This is a genomic window from Parabacteroides sp. (assembly GCF_977054455.1).
On record NZ_CDRTCT010000019.1, the window covers coordinates 61,293 to 80,052 of the forward strand.

The window sequence follows — 18,760 nt, forward strand, 5'->3', positions numbered from 1 at the left end:
CAGAATGAAAAAAATATATTTGGTGTGGGTGGTTTTCGCCTACATCCTGACAGGTTGCAACAGCAATACTGCCGTACATGAAGAGCATCAGCACGAGGCTCACGAACACGAGGAAGGGCATGATCACGAACACGAAGGACACGATCATGAGCACGAAGGGCACGACCACGGACATGAACACGAAGAAGCCGGAGGAGGACATGCCGGTGAGATTTCTTTCAAGAAAGCATTGGCGGAAGCTGTCGGTTTGCAGACGCATAAAGTAGAGCCGGGCGCTTTTACCGATGTGATCAAGACAAGCGGACGCGTGATGGCTGCGCAGGGAGAGGAGTCGACCGTGGTGGCTACGGTTCCCGGCGTAGTGACATTCGGCAACCTGTCGTTTGTCGACGGAACGGCGGTTCGCAAGGGGCAGGCTATTTTGAGCCTTGCTTCGAGCGGTTTGTCTGATGGCAATGTGGCGGCTAAAGCCAGATATGCATACGAGAATGCAAAGAAAGAATATGAACGTATGGAAGCCCTGATAGGGGATAAGATCGTTTCCGCCAAAGATTTCGAACAGGCACGCCTGAATTACGAGAATGCGAAAGTGGCTTGGGAAGCGGTGGCCGGAAAACAGACGGCTAACGGCGTATCGGTCGTTTCGCCCATGAACGGCTACCTGAAGAACCTGCAGGTGAAAGAGGGCGATTATGTGACGGTCGGCCAGCCGTTGGCTACGATCTCGCAGAATGGACGTCTGGTGTTGCGTGCGGAGGTTTCGGAGAAATATTACAACTATTTGCCTTCCGTCCGGTCCGCCAATTTCCGTACGCCGTACGATAACGTGACTTACAAGCTGTCCGACCTGCATGGGCGTCTGCTTTCTTATGGAAAGGCTTCCGATGCCAACTCGTTTTATGTTCCGGTGACATTCGAGTTTGACAACAAGGGGGCCATTATCCCCGGTTCGTTTGTCGAGATCTATTTGCTTACGGCTCCGATGCAGAATGTGATCAGTGTTCCTGTTTCCGCCCTTATCGAGGAGCAGGGCGTTTACTCTGTCTTTATCCGCGTGCATGAAGAAGCCTATAAGAAGGTGCCTGTGACGTTAGGCGCCGACAACGGTTCCGAAGTGCAGATCCTGAGCGGCCTGAAAGCCGGCGACGAAGTCGTGACGGTCGGCGCTTACCAGATCAAGCTGGCTTCTGCTTCCAATGCAATTCCTGCACATACACACAATCATTGATAGTTAAGAATTAAAAATTAATAATTAATAGTGAGCAATGGGCATTTCTATTTCTTATTATTAATTAACTGAGATCATGCTGAATAAGATAATATATTACTCGCTGCATAACAGGTTGGTCGTGTTGATCTGTTCCCTGCTGCTGATGATTGCCGGAACCTACACCGCTTTTCATACGGATGTGGATGTGTTTCCGGATTTGAACGCGCCGACCGTTGTCATTATGACGGAGGCGAACGGTATGGCGCCCGAAGAGGTGGAACGTTTGGTGACTTTCCCGGTAGAAACGGCTGTGAACGGTGCGATGGATGTGCGCCGTGTCCGTTCGTCTTCTACGACGGGCTTTTCTGTCGTGTGGGTGGAGTTCGATTGGGGGACGGATATTTACCGGGCCCGGCAGATCGTCTCCGAAAAGTTGGCGGTTGTAGGTGAGAGCCTGCCGGAAAATGTCGGGAAGCCGACGTTAGGCCCGCAATCTTCCATCTTAGGAGAAATGATGATTATCGGGCTGACGGTCGATGAAACAAGTGAAGGCAGGGGAGATGCGCGAACTGCTCCGACCACCCAAATGGATCTGCGCACGATTGCCGACTGGACCATCCGTCCGCGACTGCTTTCGACAGGCGGAGTAGCGCAGGTTGCCGTGATCGGTGGCGATATCAAGGAATACCAGATATTACTCGATCCCGCCCGCATGAAACATTATGGCGTCGGCCTGGACGAAGTGTTGGCCGTTACCCGTAACATGAACCGGAATGCCAATGGCGGTGTCCTGTATGAATATGACAACGAATACATCATCCGGGGCGTCCTTTCTACCGCGGATGCCGAAGAGATCGGAAAAGGAGTCGTCAAGGTTGCCGGGGATTTCCCCGTCTTGTTGGAAAATATCGCAACGGTGAAGATCGGCGGCAAAAGCCCGAAGCTCGGAACGGCTTCCGAACGGACGAAGCCGGCCGTGCTGATCACGGTCACCAAGCAGCCCAACACCAGCACGATCGACTTGACGGAGAAGTTGGATGCGATCATGGCGGACTTGCAGAAGAACCTGCCTGCCGATGTGCATGTCTCGACCGACATATTCCGTCAGAGCCGTTTTATCGACAGCTCTATTAATAATGTAAAGAACAGTTTGTTCGAAGGCAGTTTCTTCGTGGTCATTGTCCTGTTCCTGTTCCTGATGAATATCCGCACGACGGTGATCTCGCTGGTTGCCTTGCCTCTTTCCTTGTTGGTGTCCATACTGGCGTTGCATTATATGGGATTGACCATCAATACCATGAGTTTGGGAGGGATGGCGATTGCGATCGGTTCGCTGGTCGATGATGCGATTGTCGATGTGGAGAATGTGTATAAACGCATACGGGAGAATCGTCTGTTGCCTCCCGACCGGCAACGTTCCATCCTGGAAGTCGTGTTCGATGCTTCCCGCGAAGTGCGTATGCCGATCCTGAATTCGACGCTGATTATCGTGGTCAGCTTCGTGCCCCTTTTCTTCCTGCACGGGATGGAAGGGCGTATGTTGGTGCCGTTAGGGATCGCCTTTATCGTGGCGTTGTTTGCCTCTACGGTTGTGGCGTTGACATTGACTCCAGTGTTGTGCAGCTATCTGCTGAACCGGAAGTCTACGGACAAGAAAGTGGAGAAGGAGGCTTGGGTGGCCCGCAAGCTGAAAGAATTGTATGGCAAAGCGTTGAATGGAGCATTGGCACATAAGAAGATAGTGTTGGGATGCACGATCGGCCTGTTCCTCGTTGCCTTGGGAACGTTCTTTACATTGGGGCGCAGCTTCCTGCCGCCGTTCAACGAAGGTTCGTTTACGATCAACGTAAGCTCTCTTCCGGGCATCTCCCTCGAAGAATCGGACAGGATGGGGCGACGGGCGGAAGAATTGCTGATGCAGGTCCCCGAAATCCAGACGGTTGCCCGCAAGACTGGGCGTGCCGAGCTTGACGAGCATGCCTTAGGGGTGAACGTGTCGGAAATCGAGGCTCCGTTTGTGTTGAAAGACCGTAGCCGCGATGCCGTTATGAATGACGTCCGTAAGAAATTGTCCACCATCAGCGGGGCCAACGTCGAGATCGGACAGCCGATCTCCCACCGTATCGATGCCATGCTCTCCGGTACGGAGGCGAATATCGCGATCAAGCTGTTCGGTACGGACCTGAACCTGATGTTCACGGTCGGCAACCAGATCAAGGAAGCCATCCAGGGAATCCCCGGCCTGGTGGACTTGAAAGTGGAACAGCAGATCGAGCGTCCGCAACTCACCATCACGCCGAAGCGCGAGTTGATGGCCCAGTATGGCATCTCGTTGCCTGAGTTTGAAGAGTATGTCAATGTCATGCTCGGAGGCGAAGCGGTCAGCCAGGTGTATGACGACGGCAAGACATTCGACCTGACGGTCAAGACTTCGGACGAGAGCCGCGCCACGATGGAGGATATCCGCAACCTGATGATCGATGCAGGCGGCAAGAAAGTCCCGTTGAGCTACGTCGCCGAAATCCGTTCCGTGACAGGCCCGAACACGATCAACCGCGAGAATGTGCAACGTAAGATCGTGATCAGCGGCAACGTTTCCGAGCGCGACCTCCGAAGCGTCGTCAATGAAATACAACAGAAGGTGGATACTTCCATCCGGTTGCCCGAAGGCTATCATATCGAATATGGCGGACAGTTCGAGAGCGAGCAGGCGGCCAGCCGTACGTTGTTGCTTACTTCGTTGATGTCTCTGTTGGTGATCTTCCTGTTGCTCTATAATGAGTTTAAGAATGCGAAGGAGAGCGGGGTTATTCTGTTGAACCTGCCGTTGGCGTTGATCGGGGGCGTGTTCATCCTGAAGCTGACTTCCGGCGAGGTGAGTATTCCGGCTATCATCGGTTTCATCTCCCTGTTCGGCATTGCCACCCGTAACGGCATGTTGCTGATCAGTCACTACACGCATCTGCGGACCGTAGAGAAGATGCCGCTTCGGCAAGCTGTCCTGCAAGGCTCTATGGATCGTCTGAATCCGATCCTGATGACGGCGCTCAGTTCGGCTCTCGCGTTGATCCCGCTCGCGCTGAACGGCGATTTGCCCGGCAACGAGATACAAAGCCCGATGGCTACCGTTATCCTGGGAGGTTTGCTGACATCCACTTTCCTGAACGGCTTCATCATCCCGATTGTTTATTTATTAATGAATAAAGAAGATAAAGAATGAAACGATTCATATTGACAATAGCATTGGTCTCTTCCGCATTGGCAGCCGGGGCGCAAACTTCCATCGAGGAAGTGCTCCGGAGTGTGGAAACCAACAATAAGGAATTGCAGGCAAACCGCCAGATGGTGACGGCACAGAAGTTGGAAGCCAAACTGGACAACAACCTGCCCGACCCTACCGTTACCTATTCTCATCTGTATGGAAACAAAGAGGGGATGGGATTTACCGGTGAATTGGTCGCTTCGCAATCGTTCGACTTCCCGTCTTTATATATGCAGCGGAACAAGCTTTCCAGGCAGAAAGGCGAAAACTACGATCGGCAGGGCGAAGAAGTACGCCAGCAGATTTTGTTGCAAGCCAAGGAAGCCTGCCTGGACTTGATCTTTCTGAACCAGCAAAAGAACCTGCTGGATATCCGCCGGAAAAGTGCCGAACAGCTTGCCGCACTCTATCAGCAACGTTTGGAACAAGGAGATGCCAATATTTTGGAAACGAACAAGATCGAACTCGAACTCTTGAACGTCCGCAACGAAGCACGCATGAACGAAGCGGCCCGTGTGAATAAGCAGCGGGAATTGGAAATGCTGAACGGAGGAATTGCCGTTCAACTGACCGATACGGCTTACGAGGCCGTGGAACTTCCGCTCTCATTTGCCGACCTGCGTCAGGAAATCTTGGGGAATGATCGGCGTCTGTTGTCTTTGCAAAGCGCGAAGGCCGTATCATCGAGACAAATCAGTGTCAATAAGACGATGGGATTGCCTTCGTTCGAGTTGGGTTACCGTATGAACCCGTCTTCGGGCGGCGAACGCTTCAATGGCTTTTTGGTCGGCATCAGCATTCCTCTTTTCTCTAATCGCAACAATGTGAAACAGGCGAAGGCGCAAAGCCTTTACACCGATTTGCAGTTGGAAAGCGCGACGACGGCGGTAGAGAACGAATTGCTCCAACTCTATAACCAGTCGGTAGCCTTGAAGACTTCCATCGACGAGTATGGCGAAGTGCTGAAAAGCCAGAACAACCTGGCGTTGTTGAACAAGGCGATCCAGGCGGGACAAATCTCGATGATCGAATATTTTGTAGATGTCACCACGCTCTATCAGAGCATGCAGAATCATATGCAGTTGCAGAACGAATACCAGAAGGTGATGGCGCAGTTGTATAAATTCAAGTTATAAGAGTGGAGGGGAGTCCTGTTCTATCGAACGGCTCCCCTTTTTGTTTCAGTTATTTTCCTGTACTGAAAATTTATTTTCATGCCTATGAAACTTTTGTTTCACCAGCAGGAAACTTTTATTTCATCCCAGAGAAACTTTTTTCTCATCGGGATGAAATTTTCTTCTTCCCTGCATGCAAGGTTTTATATGTCCCTGCATTTACTATTAAAAGCACTATAAGAATTGATGACAGAAACGGAGTTGGCCGATAGATGCAAGACGGGGGATAATCTTGCCCGCAAGGAGCTGTATGAGCGCTTTGCGGAGAGGATGCTATGCCTGTGCTACCGTTATACCGGCGATGGAGAGACGGCCCACGATCTTCTGCATGACGGCTTCCTGAAAGTCTATTCGTCCATCTCTTCTTTTACTTATAGAGGCGAAGGAAGCCTCCGTGCTTGGCTGAGCCGGGTGTTTGCCAACGTTTCTCTGGAATATCTCCGCCACCGGGACTTGCTTCGTGACGGGATGTCGTTGGAGGAGGTGTCGGACTTGACGGATGAGCCGGAGCCGGATGCAAGTGCGTTGTCGATGGAGGTGCTGATGAAGTTTGTGGCGGAACTGCCTCCCGGCTATCGTACCGTGTTCAACTTATATGTGTTTGAACGTTGGAGTCATAAAGAGATTGCACAAAGCCTGCATATCAATGAAGCGTCGTCGGCATCCCAATTGAACCGTGCCCGCCGCCTGCTGATTACCCGCATCAAGGAACAATTAAAGAAAACGGAATAAAGAGACATGAACGATAAGAACGACATCCTGCAAATGCTCCGAGACCGGGAAGATGAATTCCATCTCCCTCTCCGGAAGGACGGCTGGGAAAAGCTGGAAGCAGAACTTCCTATGCTCATGCCTGAACCGGGAATGCCCGGCTTGCAGACGAAAACGGTCCGCCACAAGTTGTACCGTTGGGTGTCTGTTGCCGCCATAGCCTTGTTGTGCCTGATGATATCGGTTGTCGTTTTCCGCCGTGAGGAGCCGGAGGAAGCAGTGGCGGAACATCCCGTAGCCCCGTCTCCCGAAAAGAAAGAATCCGTTGTACCGTCACAAGCACGCTTTTTCCCATATATTCAGGTAATCGATAGCCTGATGCCGCAACTTGACCCCGTTGATTTGCCGGAAAAGGTGATGATCGCCGGAAACGACTCCGATGATGCCGGAGAGACGGAACCGGTCATGCCGAAACACCGGGATTCCGGGCCGCAGCCGGATAAGCGGAACCGTCTGCCTTATCGCCCTGCTGAGGAAAAGAAGAAGATATTTGATTTTAACCGCTTTGCTTTCGGCATCCAGACCGGTAGCAACCAGATGACGAATATGGGAGGCGGTTTCGAGCATCGTGAAGAATGGGTTAGCCAACCGAATCATCCGAGACCGGAAGAGAAACCTGAAAAGCCGGATGACAATCCGTCGGAAGGGCTTCAGACGAAAGCCGCTACGGGTGGAGGCGGAGGAAGTCCGGAAAACTGGAAGACGGACTATTATTACCGCCATCATATTCCCATCTCTTTCGGATTGTCGGCCCGCCTGTTTGTCACACCCCGGATCGCTCTGGAGACGGGCCTGTCCTATACCTATTTGTATTCGGAAATCCTGAAGGAAGGGAAGACGCAGGACGGTTCGCAAAAGTTGCATTATATAGGCATTCCGCTAAAGTTGAGCTGGACGTTCTATAGATGGAAGAATCTTTCGCTCTATGCTTCGGGAGGCGGAATGATCGAATATTGCGTATCGGCCAAGAAGACAGGGATGGACTTGCGGATCAACCGTTGGCAACCATCCTGGAACGCGGCCGTCGGTATGCAGGCGGAACTTCGCCGGCCACTCTCGTTGTTCGTCGAGCCGGGAGTGAACTATTATTATAATATGAACCCGCAATATCGCAATAGCGAGCTTCGTTTCGAGAGCATGAGGACTTCCCGCCCGTTCACTTTTACCTTCCAGGTCGGGATCCGGTTCACTTACTAAGTGCGGCGTCCTTGGTATAGGATCGGGAAAAATCTCCCTTTTTATTGATTTTTGAGAAAAATCCACATTACTTGCTTTTACTTGAGAGCTTGTTTGGCTTATCTTTGTAAGTAGAATAGTAATCGTATAAGAATATGAAGAAAAAAAGTATATGGGCCTTCGCCCTTATTGCTATGCTGACCAGCTTGGGTAGGCCCGCCGTTGCGGCGGAAGGTGCTTTTGATCCGGTAGAGTATGTTAATCCTTTAATGGGGACGCAATCGTCGTTCGAGCTATCGACCGGTAACACCTATCCGGCCATAGCGCGTCCTTGGGGTATGAATTTCTGGACACCGCAAACCGGCAAGATGGGTGACGGGTGGGGATATACCTATACCGCCAATAAGATACGCGGCTTTAAACAAACCCACCAGCCGAGCCCCTGGATCAATGACTACGGGCAGTTTGCAATCATGCCGGTTGTCGGCGCTCCTGAATTCGACCAGGACAAGCGTGCCAGCTGGTTCTCCCACAAGAGCGAGATCGCGAAACCTTATTACTACGAAGTCTATCTGGCGGAACATGACGTGAAGACCGAGCTGACGCCGACGGACCGTGCCGCCATGTTTCGTTTCACTTTCCCGGAAAACGAACATTCGTATGTCGTGGTGGATGCGTTTGACAAAGGTTCCTACATCAAGGTGATCCCCGAAGAAAACAAGATTATCGGCTATACGACCAAGAATAGCGGCGGCGTACCGGACAATTTCAAGAACTACTTCGTGATCGAATTCGATAAGCCTTTCACCTACGAAGCCACTTTTGCCGATGCAACATTGAAGGAAGGTGCGCGTGAGCAGCAATCCGACCATGTCGGCGCCGTTATCGGTTTCAAGACGGCGAAAGGCGAGATTGTCCATGCGAAGGTCGCCTCTTCGTTTATCAGCTTCGAACAGGCAGCTCTCAATATGAAAGAGTTGGGTTCTGACAATTTCGACACATTGGTGCAAAAAGGCAAAGATGTATGGAATAAGGAGCTGGGCAAGATCGAAGTGGAAGGTGGCACGCTGGACCAGTACCGGACGTTCTATTCCTGCATGTACCGTTCGCTTCTGTTCCCCCGCAAGTTCTATGAAATAGACGCGGCCGGGAAAGTCGTGCATTATAGTCCTTACAATGGCGAGGTATTGCCGGGCTATATGTTTACGGATACCGGTTTCTGGGATACGTTCCGTAGCCTGTTCCCGTTCCTGAACCTGATGTACCCGACGATGTCGAAAGAAATGCAGGAAGGCCTGATCAACACTTATAAGGAAAGCGGCTTCTTCCCCGAATGGGCGAGCCCCGGACATCGGGGTTGCATGGTGGGCAACAACTCTGCTTCGGTTTTGGTGGATGCTTACGTCAAAGGCATAAAGGTGGACGATCTTGAAACTTTGTACAAAGGCTTGATCCACGGGACGGAAAATGTGCATCCGACGGTTTCGTCTACCGGCCGCCTCGGACACGAATATTACAACAAATTGGGCTATGTGCCTTATGATGTGAAGATCAACGAGAATGCCGCCCGTACGTTGGAATATGCCTATAACGACTGGTGCATCTACCAGATCGCAAAAGACCTGGGGCGTCCTAAAAAGGAGCTGGACCTGTATGCCAAACGGGCGATGAACTACAAGAATCTGTTTGACAAGGAGACTAAACTGATGCGTGGAAAGAATAAGGACGGCAAGTTCATGGCCCCTTTCTCGCCCTTGAAATGGGGAGATGCTTTCACGGAAGGGAATAGCTGGCATTATACATGGTCGGTTTTCCACGATCCGCAGGGATTGATCGACTTGATGGGAGGAAGAAAAGAATTCATCACCATGCTCGACTCCGTGTTTGCCGTTCCACCCGTGTTCGACGATAGCTATTACGGGCAGGTGATCCATGAGATTCGTGAAATGCAGATTATGAACATGGGGAACTATGCGCATGGCAACCAGCCGATCCAGCACATGATCTACCTGTATAACTATGCCGGTGAGCCTTGGAAAGCCCAATACTGGCTTCGCCAGGTGATGAACCGCATGTACACCCCGACACCGGACGGCTATTGCGGTGACGAAGATAACGGGCAGACTTCCGCCTGGTACGTGTTCTCCGCTCTCGGCTTCTATCCGGTTGCTCCCGGAACGACGCAATATGTATTGGGGGCGCCTTTGTTCAAGAAAGCCACCCTGCACTTCGAGAACGGGAAGAATCTGGTCATCAATGCGCCGGAGAACAGCGACAAGAACATCTATATCGAGTCGATGTCTTTCAACGGCAAGGAGTACACCAAAAACTACCTGGAGCATTTCGAATTATTGAAAGGCGGGATCCTGGACATCCGGATGGGAGATAAGCCGAACATGAACAGAGGCGTGAATCCGGAAGATTTGCCGTATTCATTTTCAGTTAATGAGAAACAAAAGAAATAAGCGATGGAGATACTAAAGAAAACAGGAAAATTTTTATTGGGCGTCGTGATCGGATTTGCCATCATGATGTTTGCCGACAGGTATTATGTAAAGGGAAAACGGCTGGTGGCCGATAACCTGCCGAAAGAGCCGGTCGAATATGTCAATCCCTATATGGGCAACATCAGCCATCTGTTGGTGCCGACCTATCCGACGGTCCATCTGCCTAACAGCATGTTGCGCGTCTATCCCGAACGGGGTGATTTCACGGGCGACCGGTTGAGAGGGTTGCCTCTCATCGTGACGAGCCATCGGGGCAGTTCGGCTTTCAACCTGAGTCCTTACCAGGGCGATGAGGCCGGTCTGAAACCGGTCATCCCGTATAGTTACGATCGGGAAAAGATCGTCCCGTACCGGTATCAGGTCTATTTGGACGATGTGGATATCGAGGTCGATTATGCTCCTTCCCACCAGAGTGCGGTTTATAGCTTTACATTCGGGAAAGACGAGCCGGCTTACTTAGTGTTCAATAGCCGGAATGGGGAATTGAAATGTGAAGGGAAAACGGTCAGCGGTTTCCAATACGTGGATAAGAAGACGAAGGTCTATCTATATGCCGAGATAGGAAAGGCCCCTGAGAAATCGGGCGCCCTGGTCGATGGAACCGTGAGATACGGCGAGACATCCGTAGAAGGGAAAGATGCCGCCCTGGCACTGGTTTTTGTCGGTCTGAAAGGGCTCAGCGTTCGCTATGGAATCTCCTTTATCAGCACAGAGCAAGCCCGCAAGAACCTGGAGCGCGAGATCAACTCCTACGATGTGGATGCGATCGCCCGGATCGGACGCAACGAATGGAACGATGCTTTAGGCAAGATCCAGGTAAGCGGGGGGAGCGAAAACGACAAGACCGTTTTCTATACCTCTTTGTATCGTTGCTATGAACGTCCGGTAAACCTGAGCGAAGACGGCAGATACTATAGTGCTTTCGACGGCAAGATACACGAAGACGGCGGCCATTCGTTCTATACCGACGACTGGATTTGGGACACTTACCGGGCCACCCACCCGCTTCGCATCCTGATCGACAACGAGCGCGAGAGCGATATTATCAATTCATACCTTTTGATGGCCCAACAGATGGGAACGAACTGGATGCCGACATTCCCTGAAGTGACCGGCGACTCCCGCCGCATGAACTCCAACCATGCCGTTGCCACCGTCATCGATGCATGGCGGAAAGGCGTTCGCGGTTTCGATCTTGAAAAGGCCTACGAAGCAGCCCGCAAGGGCATCGAGGAGAAAACGCTGATCCCCTGGTCGGCGGCTCCTTCCGGATGGCTGGATGAGTTCTATAAGGAACATGGCTATATCCCGGCTTTGAGACCGGGTGAAAAAGAAACGGTGGCTAACGTCTCTCCGTGGGAAAAACGCCAGCCCGTCGCCGTTACCTTAGGAACGGCTTATGACGAATGGTGTCTTTCCCAGATTGCGGCCGAACTGGGAAAGAAAGAGGATGCGGAATATTTCCTCGCCCGGTCTTACAACTACCGGAACCTCTTCAACCCGGAAACCCGTTTCTTCCATCCGAAGGATAAGGACGGCCGGTTTATCGAAGGAGTGGATTACCGGTATTCGGGCGGATTGGGCGCCCGGGATTATTATGACGAGAACAACGGCTATGTTTATCGTTGGGATGTGCAACACAACATCGGCGACCTGATTTCGCTCATCGGAGGAAACGAGGCTTTCACGGCTGCCCTCGATTCGATGTTCGACACTCCTTTGGGAATGTCCAAGTGGCAATTCTATTCGTTCCTGCCCGACCATACCGGTAATGTCGGCATGTTCTCGATGGCAAACGAACCGAGCCTGCATATCCCGTATCTGTATAATTATGCCGGCCAACCCTGGAAGACGCAGAAACGTATCCGTGCCTTGCTCGACCAATGGTTCCGCAACGACCTGATGGGGGTTCCGGGTGATGAAGACGGCGGCGGCATGTCTGCCTTCGTGGTGTTTAGCATGATGGGATTTTATCCGGTGACACCTGGATCTCCGACCTACAACATCGGTAGTCCGGTCTTTTCGGATGTGAAGATCGACCTCGGCAATGGCAACGTGTTCGAGATCGTGGCGGAGGCAGAGGACGGCTCGCGAACCGCCTCTGGGCATGATAATAAATACGTGCAATCGGCCACTTTGAATGGCGAAGAGCTGAACCGGCCTTGGTTCGATCATAGCCGGATTGCCGCCGGCGGTGTCCTGTCTCTCAAGATGGGTCCGAAAGCGAACAAGGAGTGGGGGATCGGAAACCCTCCGCCATCGGCCGGGCCGATGAAATAAGCGCGGTCGTATATTTTTGTGTACGTTATGGAGAAAAAAGGACTTAAGCCGAACGCCGATAAGACAAGTTGGTATGTACTGTACACCGCCCCCAGGGCGGAAAAACAGGTGAGGGACAGGATCGATGCGCTTGGGGTCGAGTGCTGGCTTCCGCTTCATCGTGCCCCCAGGGTCTGGTCTGACCGTGTCAAGATCGTGGAGTTGCCGTTATTCAACTCCTATCTGTTTGTACGATGTACCGATCCGGAGTTGAGAAACCTGGTCCGGGTGTATGGCGTGGCCCGTATCGTCTATTACAATGGGAAACCGGCCGTTGTCCGTCAGAAAGAGATCGACGCCATCCAGGAGTTTCTCGACCAGGCGTCCGAACACGCCCTATGCCCCGGCGAAGAGGTCGAAATTCTTTGCGGCGCCATGAAACATGTATCCGGAAAGGTGAAGAAGATCAAAAAGAACCACCTGGTTCTTTACCTCGAACAATTGGGGGCCACCGTCTGTGTCAAGCTAAACGACGTCGCCAGGGTGGATCGGTTAAGGTAGTACGGGGAGTGTACGGGCGATTAACGGGTCGCCCGTAGTTGCCCGTAGATATAATCCATGTCGACATGTTCCCTGACCAACGCCGCCAACTTGTCGTATTGCTCTTCCTTGAATGCGGCATAGTCGAAAGGGACGTTTTCCGCTTCTTTATCAAATCCTTCGGCCAGGTTGTCCAAGACTTCCGGGTTGTCCAGTATTCCGTGCATATAGCTGCCCCAGCATGTGTTATCGAGATAATAACCATCCGTCCGTCCGTCGTCGAGGATGCAGGCGGGGCTTTCGGGAGCATCGCCGAGCAGGGTCGTCCGCCCCATATGTATCTCGTAGCCCCGACAAGTAGGAGCGGTTCGCGAACCGTCTTCCTTATGCGCCGTGCCCCTACCGTCCGCGGGCAGGAAGGCGAAGGTGCTTTGGCGGGTTATTTTCTCCCGTTCGATGACCGTGCATTGCGGTAGCAGGCCCAACCCCGGAACGGCCGGAAGGTTGCCTTCGAGGGCATCCGGGTCTTCGAGGCGCACCCCCATCATCTGATAGCCTCCGCAGATGCCGATGACCTTTTTCCCGTTCTTGTGGGCGCGGATAATCGCTTCGGCTATACCGGCTGCCCGTAGGCTTTGCAGGTCTGAAAGCGTGTTCTTGGAGCCGGGGAGCAGGATGATGTCCGCTTTTTCTATCTCGTCGATGTTGTTCGTATAATAGGCATTGAAGCGGGGATCCATGTCCAGCACATCGAAGTCGGTGAAGTTGGACATCCGTTTCAACAGGATGATCGCCACGTTGATCTTTCCGTCCCGATGAGTATTGTGTTTCATATCAAGGGCGACCGAGTCTTCTTCTTCGATCTTGATATCGCCGAACCAAGGGATCACGCCTACTACCGGCACGCCGGTCAGGTCCTCGATGATCTTCCTGCCGTCGTCGAAAAGCGAGGCGTCTCCTCTGAACTTATTGATGATGATCCCTTTCATCAAAGCTCTTTCTTCCGGTTTCAGGAGGGCGATCGTCCCGTAGACAGACCCGAAGACGCCGCCCCGGTCTATGTCGGCAACCAAGAAAGTCGCCGCCCCGGCCTGCCCGGCCATCCGCATGTTGGTGATGTCGCGGTCACGCAGGTTCAGTTCGGAAATGCTGCCCGCCCCTTCCAGGACGATCGGGCTATAGCGGTTTTCCAAGCGTCGGAAGGCCTCGATTGCTTTTTCGAACAATTCTTCTTTCCGGTTTTGCATGCCGAAATAATCCCGTGCCGACATGTTCCCGACCGGCCGGCCGTTCAAAACGACCTGCGAGCTCTTGTCATTCGTCGGTTTCAGCAACACCGGGTTCATGTCCGTGTGCGGAACGATCCCGCAGGCTTCGGCTTGTACGACCTGTGCACGTCCCATTTCTCCGCCTTCGGGAGTAGAGTAGGAGTTGAGCGACATATTTTGTGCCTTGAACGGAGCCGGGTAATACCCGTCTTGTTTGAATATACGGCAGAAAGCCGCATTGATGACGCTTTTGCCTGCATCGGAACAAGTTCCGACAAACATGATCGGTTTCAGTCGCTTGTTCATCCTTTTACCTCCATTCTCATGATGTAATCGTTCATGTAGTAGCCGTTCCCGATATGGAAATCACGGGTTGCATGTTCGTGGAACCCCATATGCTTGTAGAAACCTACGGCCGGATTGTGGCGGTTCACGTTCAGCTCTATCGTGAAAGGACCCGGATGGATCGTCTTCAGGTAAGCGACTCCCTGTTCGATTATGAACCGCCCGATCCCCGAACCGTGGAGGGAAGGCAAAGAATAGATTTTCTGGAATTCATATAAATCCTTGCCTACGGTTTCGATGGACAGGTAACCGGAAGGGACGCCGTCGGCATAGATGATGAAGAATCGGTGACCGAGCTCGTTCATCTGCTTCGACAGGCTTTCGAGGCTGTACATCATCTCGAACATGTAGTCGAGCTGCTCGCGGGAGAGGATCGAACCGTAGGTCGGTTCCCAGATATGGGATGCCAGCGTCCGGATCAGCGGACAATCGGCGGGGGTTGCTTTTTCGATGGAAAACATATATTTTGAATTATGAATTTACTGTTTGGGGGCAAAGATACGGTGCATGCCGCCGTTTGCCAAAAAACAGAGGGGGCTAAGGTGTGAAAAAACTGTTAATGCAATGTGTAAAGGTGAGAAACTATGTTTTCCGGTGTGTAAACCATTGTTTCACGAGACGCAGAGCTGTGTGTTGTCATTTGTCACGATTTTTGTCAATCGAAGCGTGTTAACATTTATATTCATTTTATTTTATGCCTTACGTCTATCTTTTTTTGTGTTCGGAGGTTGGGAGCGTATCTTTGCGATATGAAAAAGAAAACGGCCGACCATTGTTGTTTATTCAAAGAAAAGAATAACTTTGTAGGCGTTAAGTACGGGCGGTTCCCGAACCGCCCTGACGGGGAACAACTTAAAAAAATTAGATAGAAATGGATACAAAGATTCAGGAACTGACCGACAAGATCTACAAGGAAGGCGTAGAGAAAGGCAACGAAGAAGCAGGGCGGATCATAGCCGATGCAAATGCCCGGAAAGAGGCTATTTTGACGGAAGCGGAAGCGGAAGCGAAGCGTATTGTGGCACAGGCTGAGAAGCAGGCCGCTGAGTTGAAAAAGAATACGGAAGCCGAGTTGAAACTCTTTGCCGCCCAGTCTGTAGAAGCGCTGAAGAGCGAAGTGGCAAATCTTATTACCGGAAAAATCACCTCCTCCAATGTGAAAGCGATCGTTTCTGATACTGCATTTATGCAGAAAGTGATTTTAGAAATGGCAAAGGAATGGGTGGCGAAGGAAGCGATCACGATCCGGACGGCCGATGCCGAAGCCCTCACCCGATATTTCGAAGCCAACGCCAAAAGCCTCTTGGATGGCGGTGTGAAGATTGAAAAAGTGAACGGCCATGACGCCGGTTTCACGATCGTTCCGGCCGACGGCTCGTATAAGGTGAGTTTCGGCGAAGACGAGTTTGTCGCTTTCTTCAAGGAATTCCTTCGTCCCGGTTTGGTAGAAATGCTGTTCTGATATGGGGAAGTATTATTGCTTAATCGCAGGACTCCCCAATATCGCGCTCGACGATAGTAAACTGACCTGTTCCATCAATGAATTCAGACGGGAACTGGACGGCATACTGACGAAAGCCGATAAGAAGCTGATCGATCTGTTCTTCCTCAAATTCGACAATAAGAACCTGATCGCCCATGCCCAACAACCGGATCGCGATCCGGACCCGCGGGGATGTATAACGTATGATGAGTTCGATGCCCTTTTCAAAGCGTTGAAGGAAGAAGAGAAGCCGCCTAAGAATGACCGGATACCTCCTTATTTCAAGGTGTTTTTGGAAGCATGGATCGTAGAGGGAGGTTTGCGAAACGCCCTTACGGCAACTGCTTCCACATGGGAAGACCGTTTGGCTGCCCTCTATTATGCGTATGCCATGAAAAATCCGAACAAGTTTGTTGCGGATTGGTTCGAGTTGAACCTGAACATCAACAACATGCTGACCGCTATCACCTGCCGCAAACATGGTCTCGATAAAGCCGGTTATATCGTCGGGGACAATGAAGTAGCCCAGGCTCTTCGCACATCTAACGCCCGCGATTTCGGGTTGGGAGATACGGTGGATTATCTGCCGGACCTGCAACGTATCGCCGAAGAAAACGATCTGATGGTCCGCGAAAAGAAGGTAGACCTTTTAAAATGGAAATGGCTTGAAGAGCATACATTCTTTAAGCCTTTCGGCATAGAGAGTGTTTTTGCTTATCTGCTGAAACTGGAGATGATCGAACGTTGGACAACGTTGGATAAGGGGACAGGCGAGAAGACATTCCGCGAAATCGTGGGAGCAATGAAGAAAGGGAGCGAGAATGCCCTGGAAGAATTTAGGAAATTAGAAATGAAGAATTAAAAATTAAAAAATAAAGAGTTAAGAATGAAGGGGTAAGAAATCTAAGGATTGAGTTCGACGCACAATCTTGATTTTTTAATTTTTAATTCTTAATTCTTAATTAATTAAACGTTATGGCTACGAAAGGAATTGTAAAAGGGATCGTTTCCAACCTTGTTACCGTTGAGGTGGATGGACCGGTTTCCCAGAATGAGATCTGTTACATTTCCGTAGGAGGCGTGAAGCTGATGGCGGAAGTTATTAAGGTAATAGGCAAGAATGCTTTTGTACAGGTATTTGAGAGCACTCGCGGTATGCGGGTGGGCGACGAAGCCGAGTTTGAAGGGCATATGTTGGAGGTGACGTTGGGGCCGGGTATGTTGTCACGCAACTACGATGGTTTGCAGAACGACCTCGACAAGATGGAAGGCGTTTTCCTCAGACGTGGAGAATATACTTTCCCGTTGAACAATGATAAGTTGTGGGATTTTAAGCCTCTTGCCCGGGTGGGCGACAAGGTGGCCGCCGGTGACTGGCTGGGTGAAGTGGACGAAAACTTCCAACCTCACAAGATCATGGTTCCCTTTACCTTCAAAGGCGAATATACGGTGAAGAGCCTGAAAGAGGCGGGCGAATATACCATCAACGAAGTGATAGCCGTCCTGACGGACGAAGCCGGCAAAGATGTGGAGGTGACGATGATACAACGCTGGCCTGTAAAACGCGCCATCACCTGTTATAAAGAGAAGCCGCGTCCTTACAAGCTGCTCGAAACGGGTGTCCGTACGATCGACACGGTGAACCCGATCGTGGAAGGCGGTACGGGATTCATCCCCGGACCGTTCGGAACAGGAAAGACCGTGCTCCAGCATGCTATCTCCAAACAGGCGGAGGCCGATATCGTGATCATTGCCGCTTGTGGCGAACGTGCGAACGAGGTGGTGGAGATCTTTACCGAATTTCCCGAACTGATCGACCCGCATACGGGCCGCAAGCTGATGGAGCGTACCATCATTATCGCCAATACGTCCAACATGCCTGTGGCTGCCCGTGAGGCATCCGTCTACACGGCCATGACAATCGCCGAGTACTACAGGAGCATGGGATTGAAGGTGCTTTTGATGGCCGACTCGACTTCCCGTTGGGCACAGGCCTTGCGTGAGATGTCCAACCGTCTGGAAGAACTTCCCGGACCGGATGCGTTTCCGATGGATTTGTCCGCGATCGTGGCCAATTTCTATGCGCGTGCCGGCTATGTGCATTTGAACAATGGTGAAACAGGTTCCGTGACCTTCATCGGTACGGTATCGCCTGCCGGGGGTAACCTGAAAGAACCTGTGACGGAAAACACGAAGAAGGTGGCCCGTTGTTTCTACGCATTGGAGCAGGAACGTGCCGACCGTAAACGCTATCCGGCCGTGAACCCGATCGATAGTTACTCCAAATATCTGGAATATCCCGAATTTCAGGAATATATTGCGGGGCATATCTCTCCGACCTGGATCGACAAGGTGAACGAGATCAAGACCCGTATGTTGCGTGGAAAGGAGATTTCCGAACAGATCAACATCCTCGGTGACGATGGTGTCCCTGTGGAATATCACGTGATTTTCTGGAAATCGGAACTGATCGACTTCGTGATTTTGCAACAGGATGCGTTCGATGCGATCGACGCGGTGACCCCTCTTGCGCGTCAGGAGTTCATGTTGGACAAGGTGGTCAAGATTTGCCATACCGAGTTCAAGTTCGACACTTTCCTCGAAGTAATGGAATACTTTAAGAAGATGATCAACATCTTCAAGCAAATGAACTATTCCGAATATGAGAGTGAACAGTTCAAGAAGTTCGATGAGCAACTCGACGCTTTGCTTAATGAGCAATTGGGTAAATGACCGTGACGTGTGACAATATGACAAATGACAA

13 protein-coding genes are annotated in these 18,760 nt (G+C 51.5%); 11 read left to right on the forward strand and 2 right to left on the reverse strand.

Annotated elements, in window-relative coordinates; genetic code table 11:
• The first annotated feature begins 4 nt into the window (after positions 1 to 4).
• The 8 genes from ACW6QF_RS11035 to ACW6QF_RS11070 all read left to right on the forward strand — a co-directional run bounded on the left by ACW6QF_RS11035 (position 5) and on the right by ACW6QF_RS11070 (position 12,921).
• A complete protein-coding gene (locus tag ACW6QF_RS11035) occupies positions 5 to 1,228 on the forward strand; it encodes an efflux RND transporter periplasmic adaptor subunit (RefSeq protein ID WP_456087866.1) in 1,224 nt (407 codons plus the stop codon).
• A 76-nt stretch (positions 1,229 to 1,304) separates the two neighbouring features.
• Positions 1,305 to 4,430 carry an efflux RND transporter permease subunit gene (locus ACW6QF_RS11040; protein WP_456087867.1) on the forward strand — a complete coding sequence of 1,042 codons (3,126 nt, stop codon included), beginning with the start codon at positions 1,305 to 1,307 and terminating at the stop codon, positions 4,428 to 4,430.
• Positions 4,427 to 5,608, forward strand: a complete 1,182-nt coding sequence (locus ACW6QF_RS11045; protein WP_456087868.1) for a TolC family protein — start codon at positions 4,427 to 4,429, stop codon at positions 5,606 to 5,608. The genes ACW6QF_RS11040 and ACW6QF_RS11045 overlap by 4 nt, the downstream gene beginning before the upstream one ends.
• Before the next feature lie 225 nt (positions 5,609 to 5,833).
• The gene (locus ACW6QF_RS11050; protein WP_456087890.1) at positions 5,834 to 6,379 is read left to right on the forward strand and encodes an RNA polymerase sigma factor; all 546 of its coding nucleotides are present in this window, start codon (positions 5,834 to 5,836) and stop codon (positions 6,377 to 6,379) included.
• A gap of 6 nt (positions 6,380 to 6,385) precedes the next feature.
• Entirely contained in the window at positions 6,386 to 7,615 is a 1,230-nt protein-coding gene (locus ACW6QF_RS11055) for an outer membrane beta-barrel protein (RefSeq protein ID WP_456087869.1), read from the forward strand.
• Positions 7,616 to 7,749: 134 nt separating this feature from the next.
• A complete protein-coding gene (locus ACW6QF_RS11060) occupies positions 7,750 to 10,059 on the forward strand; it encodes a GH92 family glycosyl hydrolase (RefSeq protein ID WP_298548020.1) in 2,310 nt (769 codons plus the stop codon).
• Positions 10,060 to 10,125: 66 nt separating this feature from the next.
• Positions 10,126 to 12,381 carry a GH92 family glycosyl hydrolase gene (locus ACW6QF_RS11065; RefSeq protein WP_456087891.1) on the forward strand — a complete coding sequence of 752 codons (2,256 nt, stop codon included), beginning with the start codon at positions 10,126 to 10,128 and terminating at the stop codon, positions 12,379 to 12,381.
• A gap of 27 nt (positions 12,382 to 12,408) precedes the next feature.
• Positions 12,409 to 12,921 (forward strand): UpxY family transcription antiterminator, encoded by a 513-nt coding sequence (locus ACW6QF_RS11070; protein WP_456087870.1) that lies wholly within the window; start codon positions 12,409 to 12,411, stop codon positions 12,919 to 12,921.
• Between the two features lie 20 nt (positions 12,922 to 12,941).
• Here ACW6QF_RS11070 and ACW6QF_RS11075 read toward each other — a convergent pair whose 3' ends face one another.
• Positions 12,942 to 14,474, reverse strand: a complete 1,533-nt coding sequence (locus ACW6QF_RS11075; RefSeq protein ID WP_456087871.1) for a cobyric acid synthase — start codon at positions 14,472 to 14,474, stop codon at positions 12,942 to 12,944.
• On the reverse strand, positions 14,471 to 14,974 hold the full coding sequence (locus ACW6QF_RS11080) for a GNAT family N-acetyltransferase (protein WP_456087872.1): 504 nt from the start codon (positions 14,972 to 14,974) through the stop codon (positions 14,471 to 14,473). Before ACW6QF_RS11080 ends, ACW6QF_RS11075 begins: the two co-directional genes overlap by 4 nt.
• A gap of 410 nt (positions 14,975 to 15,384) precedes the next feature.
• Here ACW6QF_RS11080 and ACW6QF_RS11085 point away from each other — a divergent pair, with 410 nt between their 5' ends.
• From ACW6QF_RS11085 to ACW6QF_RS11095, 3 genes are all read left to right on the forward strand, one after another.
• A complete protein-coding gene (locus tag ACW6QF_RS11085; RefSeq protein WP_456087873.1) occupies positions 15,385 to 15,975 on the forward strand; it encodes a hypothetical protein in 591 nt (196 codons plus the stop codon).
• Between the two features lies 1 nt (position 15,976).
• The gene (locus ACW6QF_RS11090; RefSeq protein WP_456087874.1) at positions 15,977 to 16,858 is read left to right on the forward strand and encodes a DUF2764 domain-containing protein; all 882 of its coding nucleotides are present in this window, start codon (positions 15,977 to 15,979) and stop codon (positions 16,856 to 16,858) included.
• A gap of 113 nt (positions 16,859 to 16,971) precedes the next feature.
• Entirely contained in the window at positions 16,972 to 18,729 is a 1,758-nt protein-coding gene (locus ACW6QF_RS11095; protein ID WP_298548007.1) for a V-type ATP synthase subunit A, read from the forward strand.
• The last annotated feature ends 31 nt before the right edge of the window (positions 18,730 to 18,760 follow it).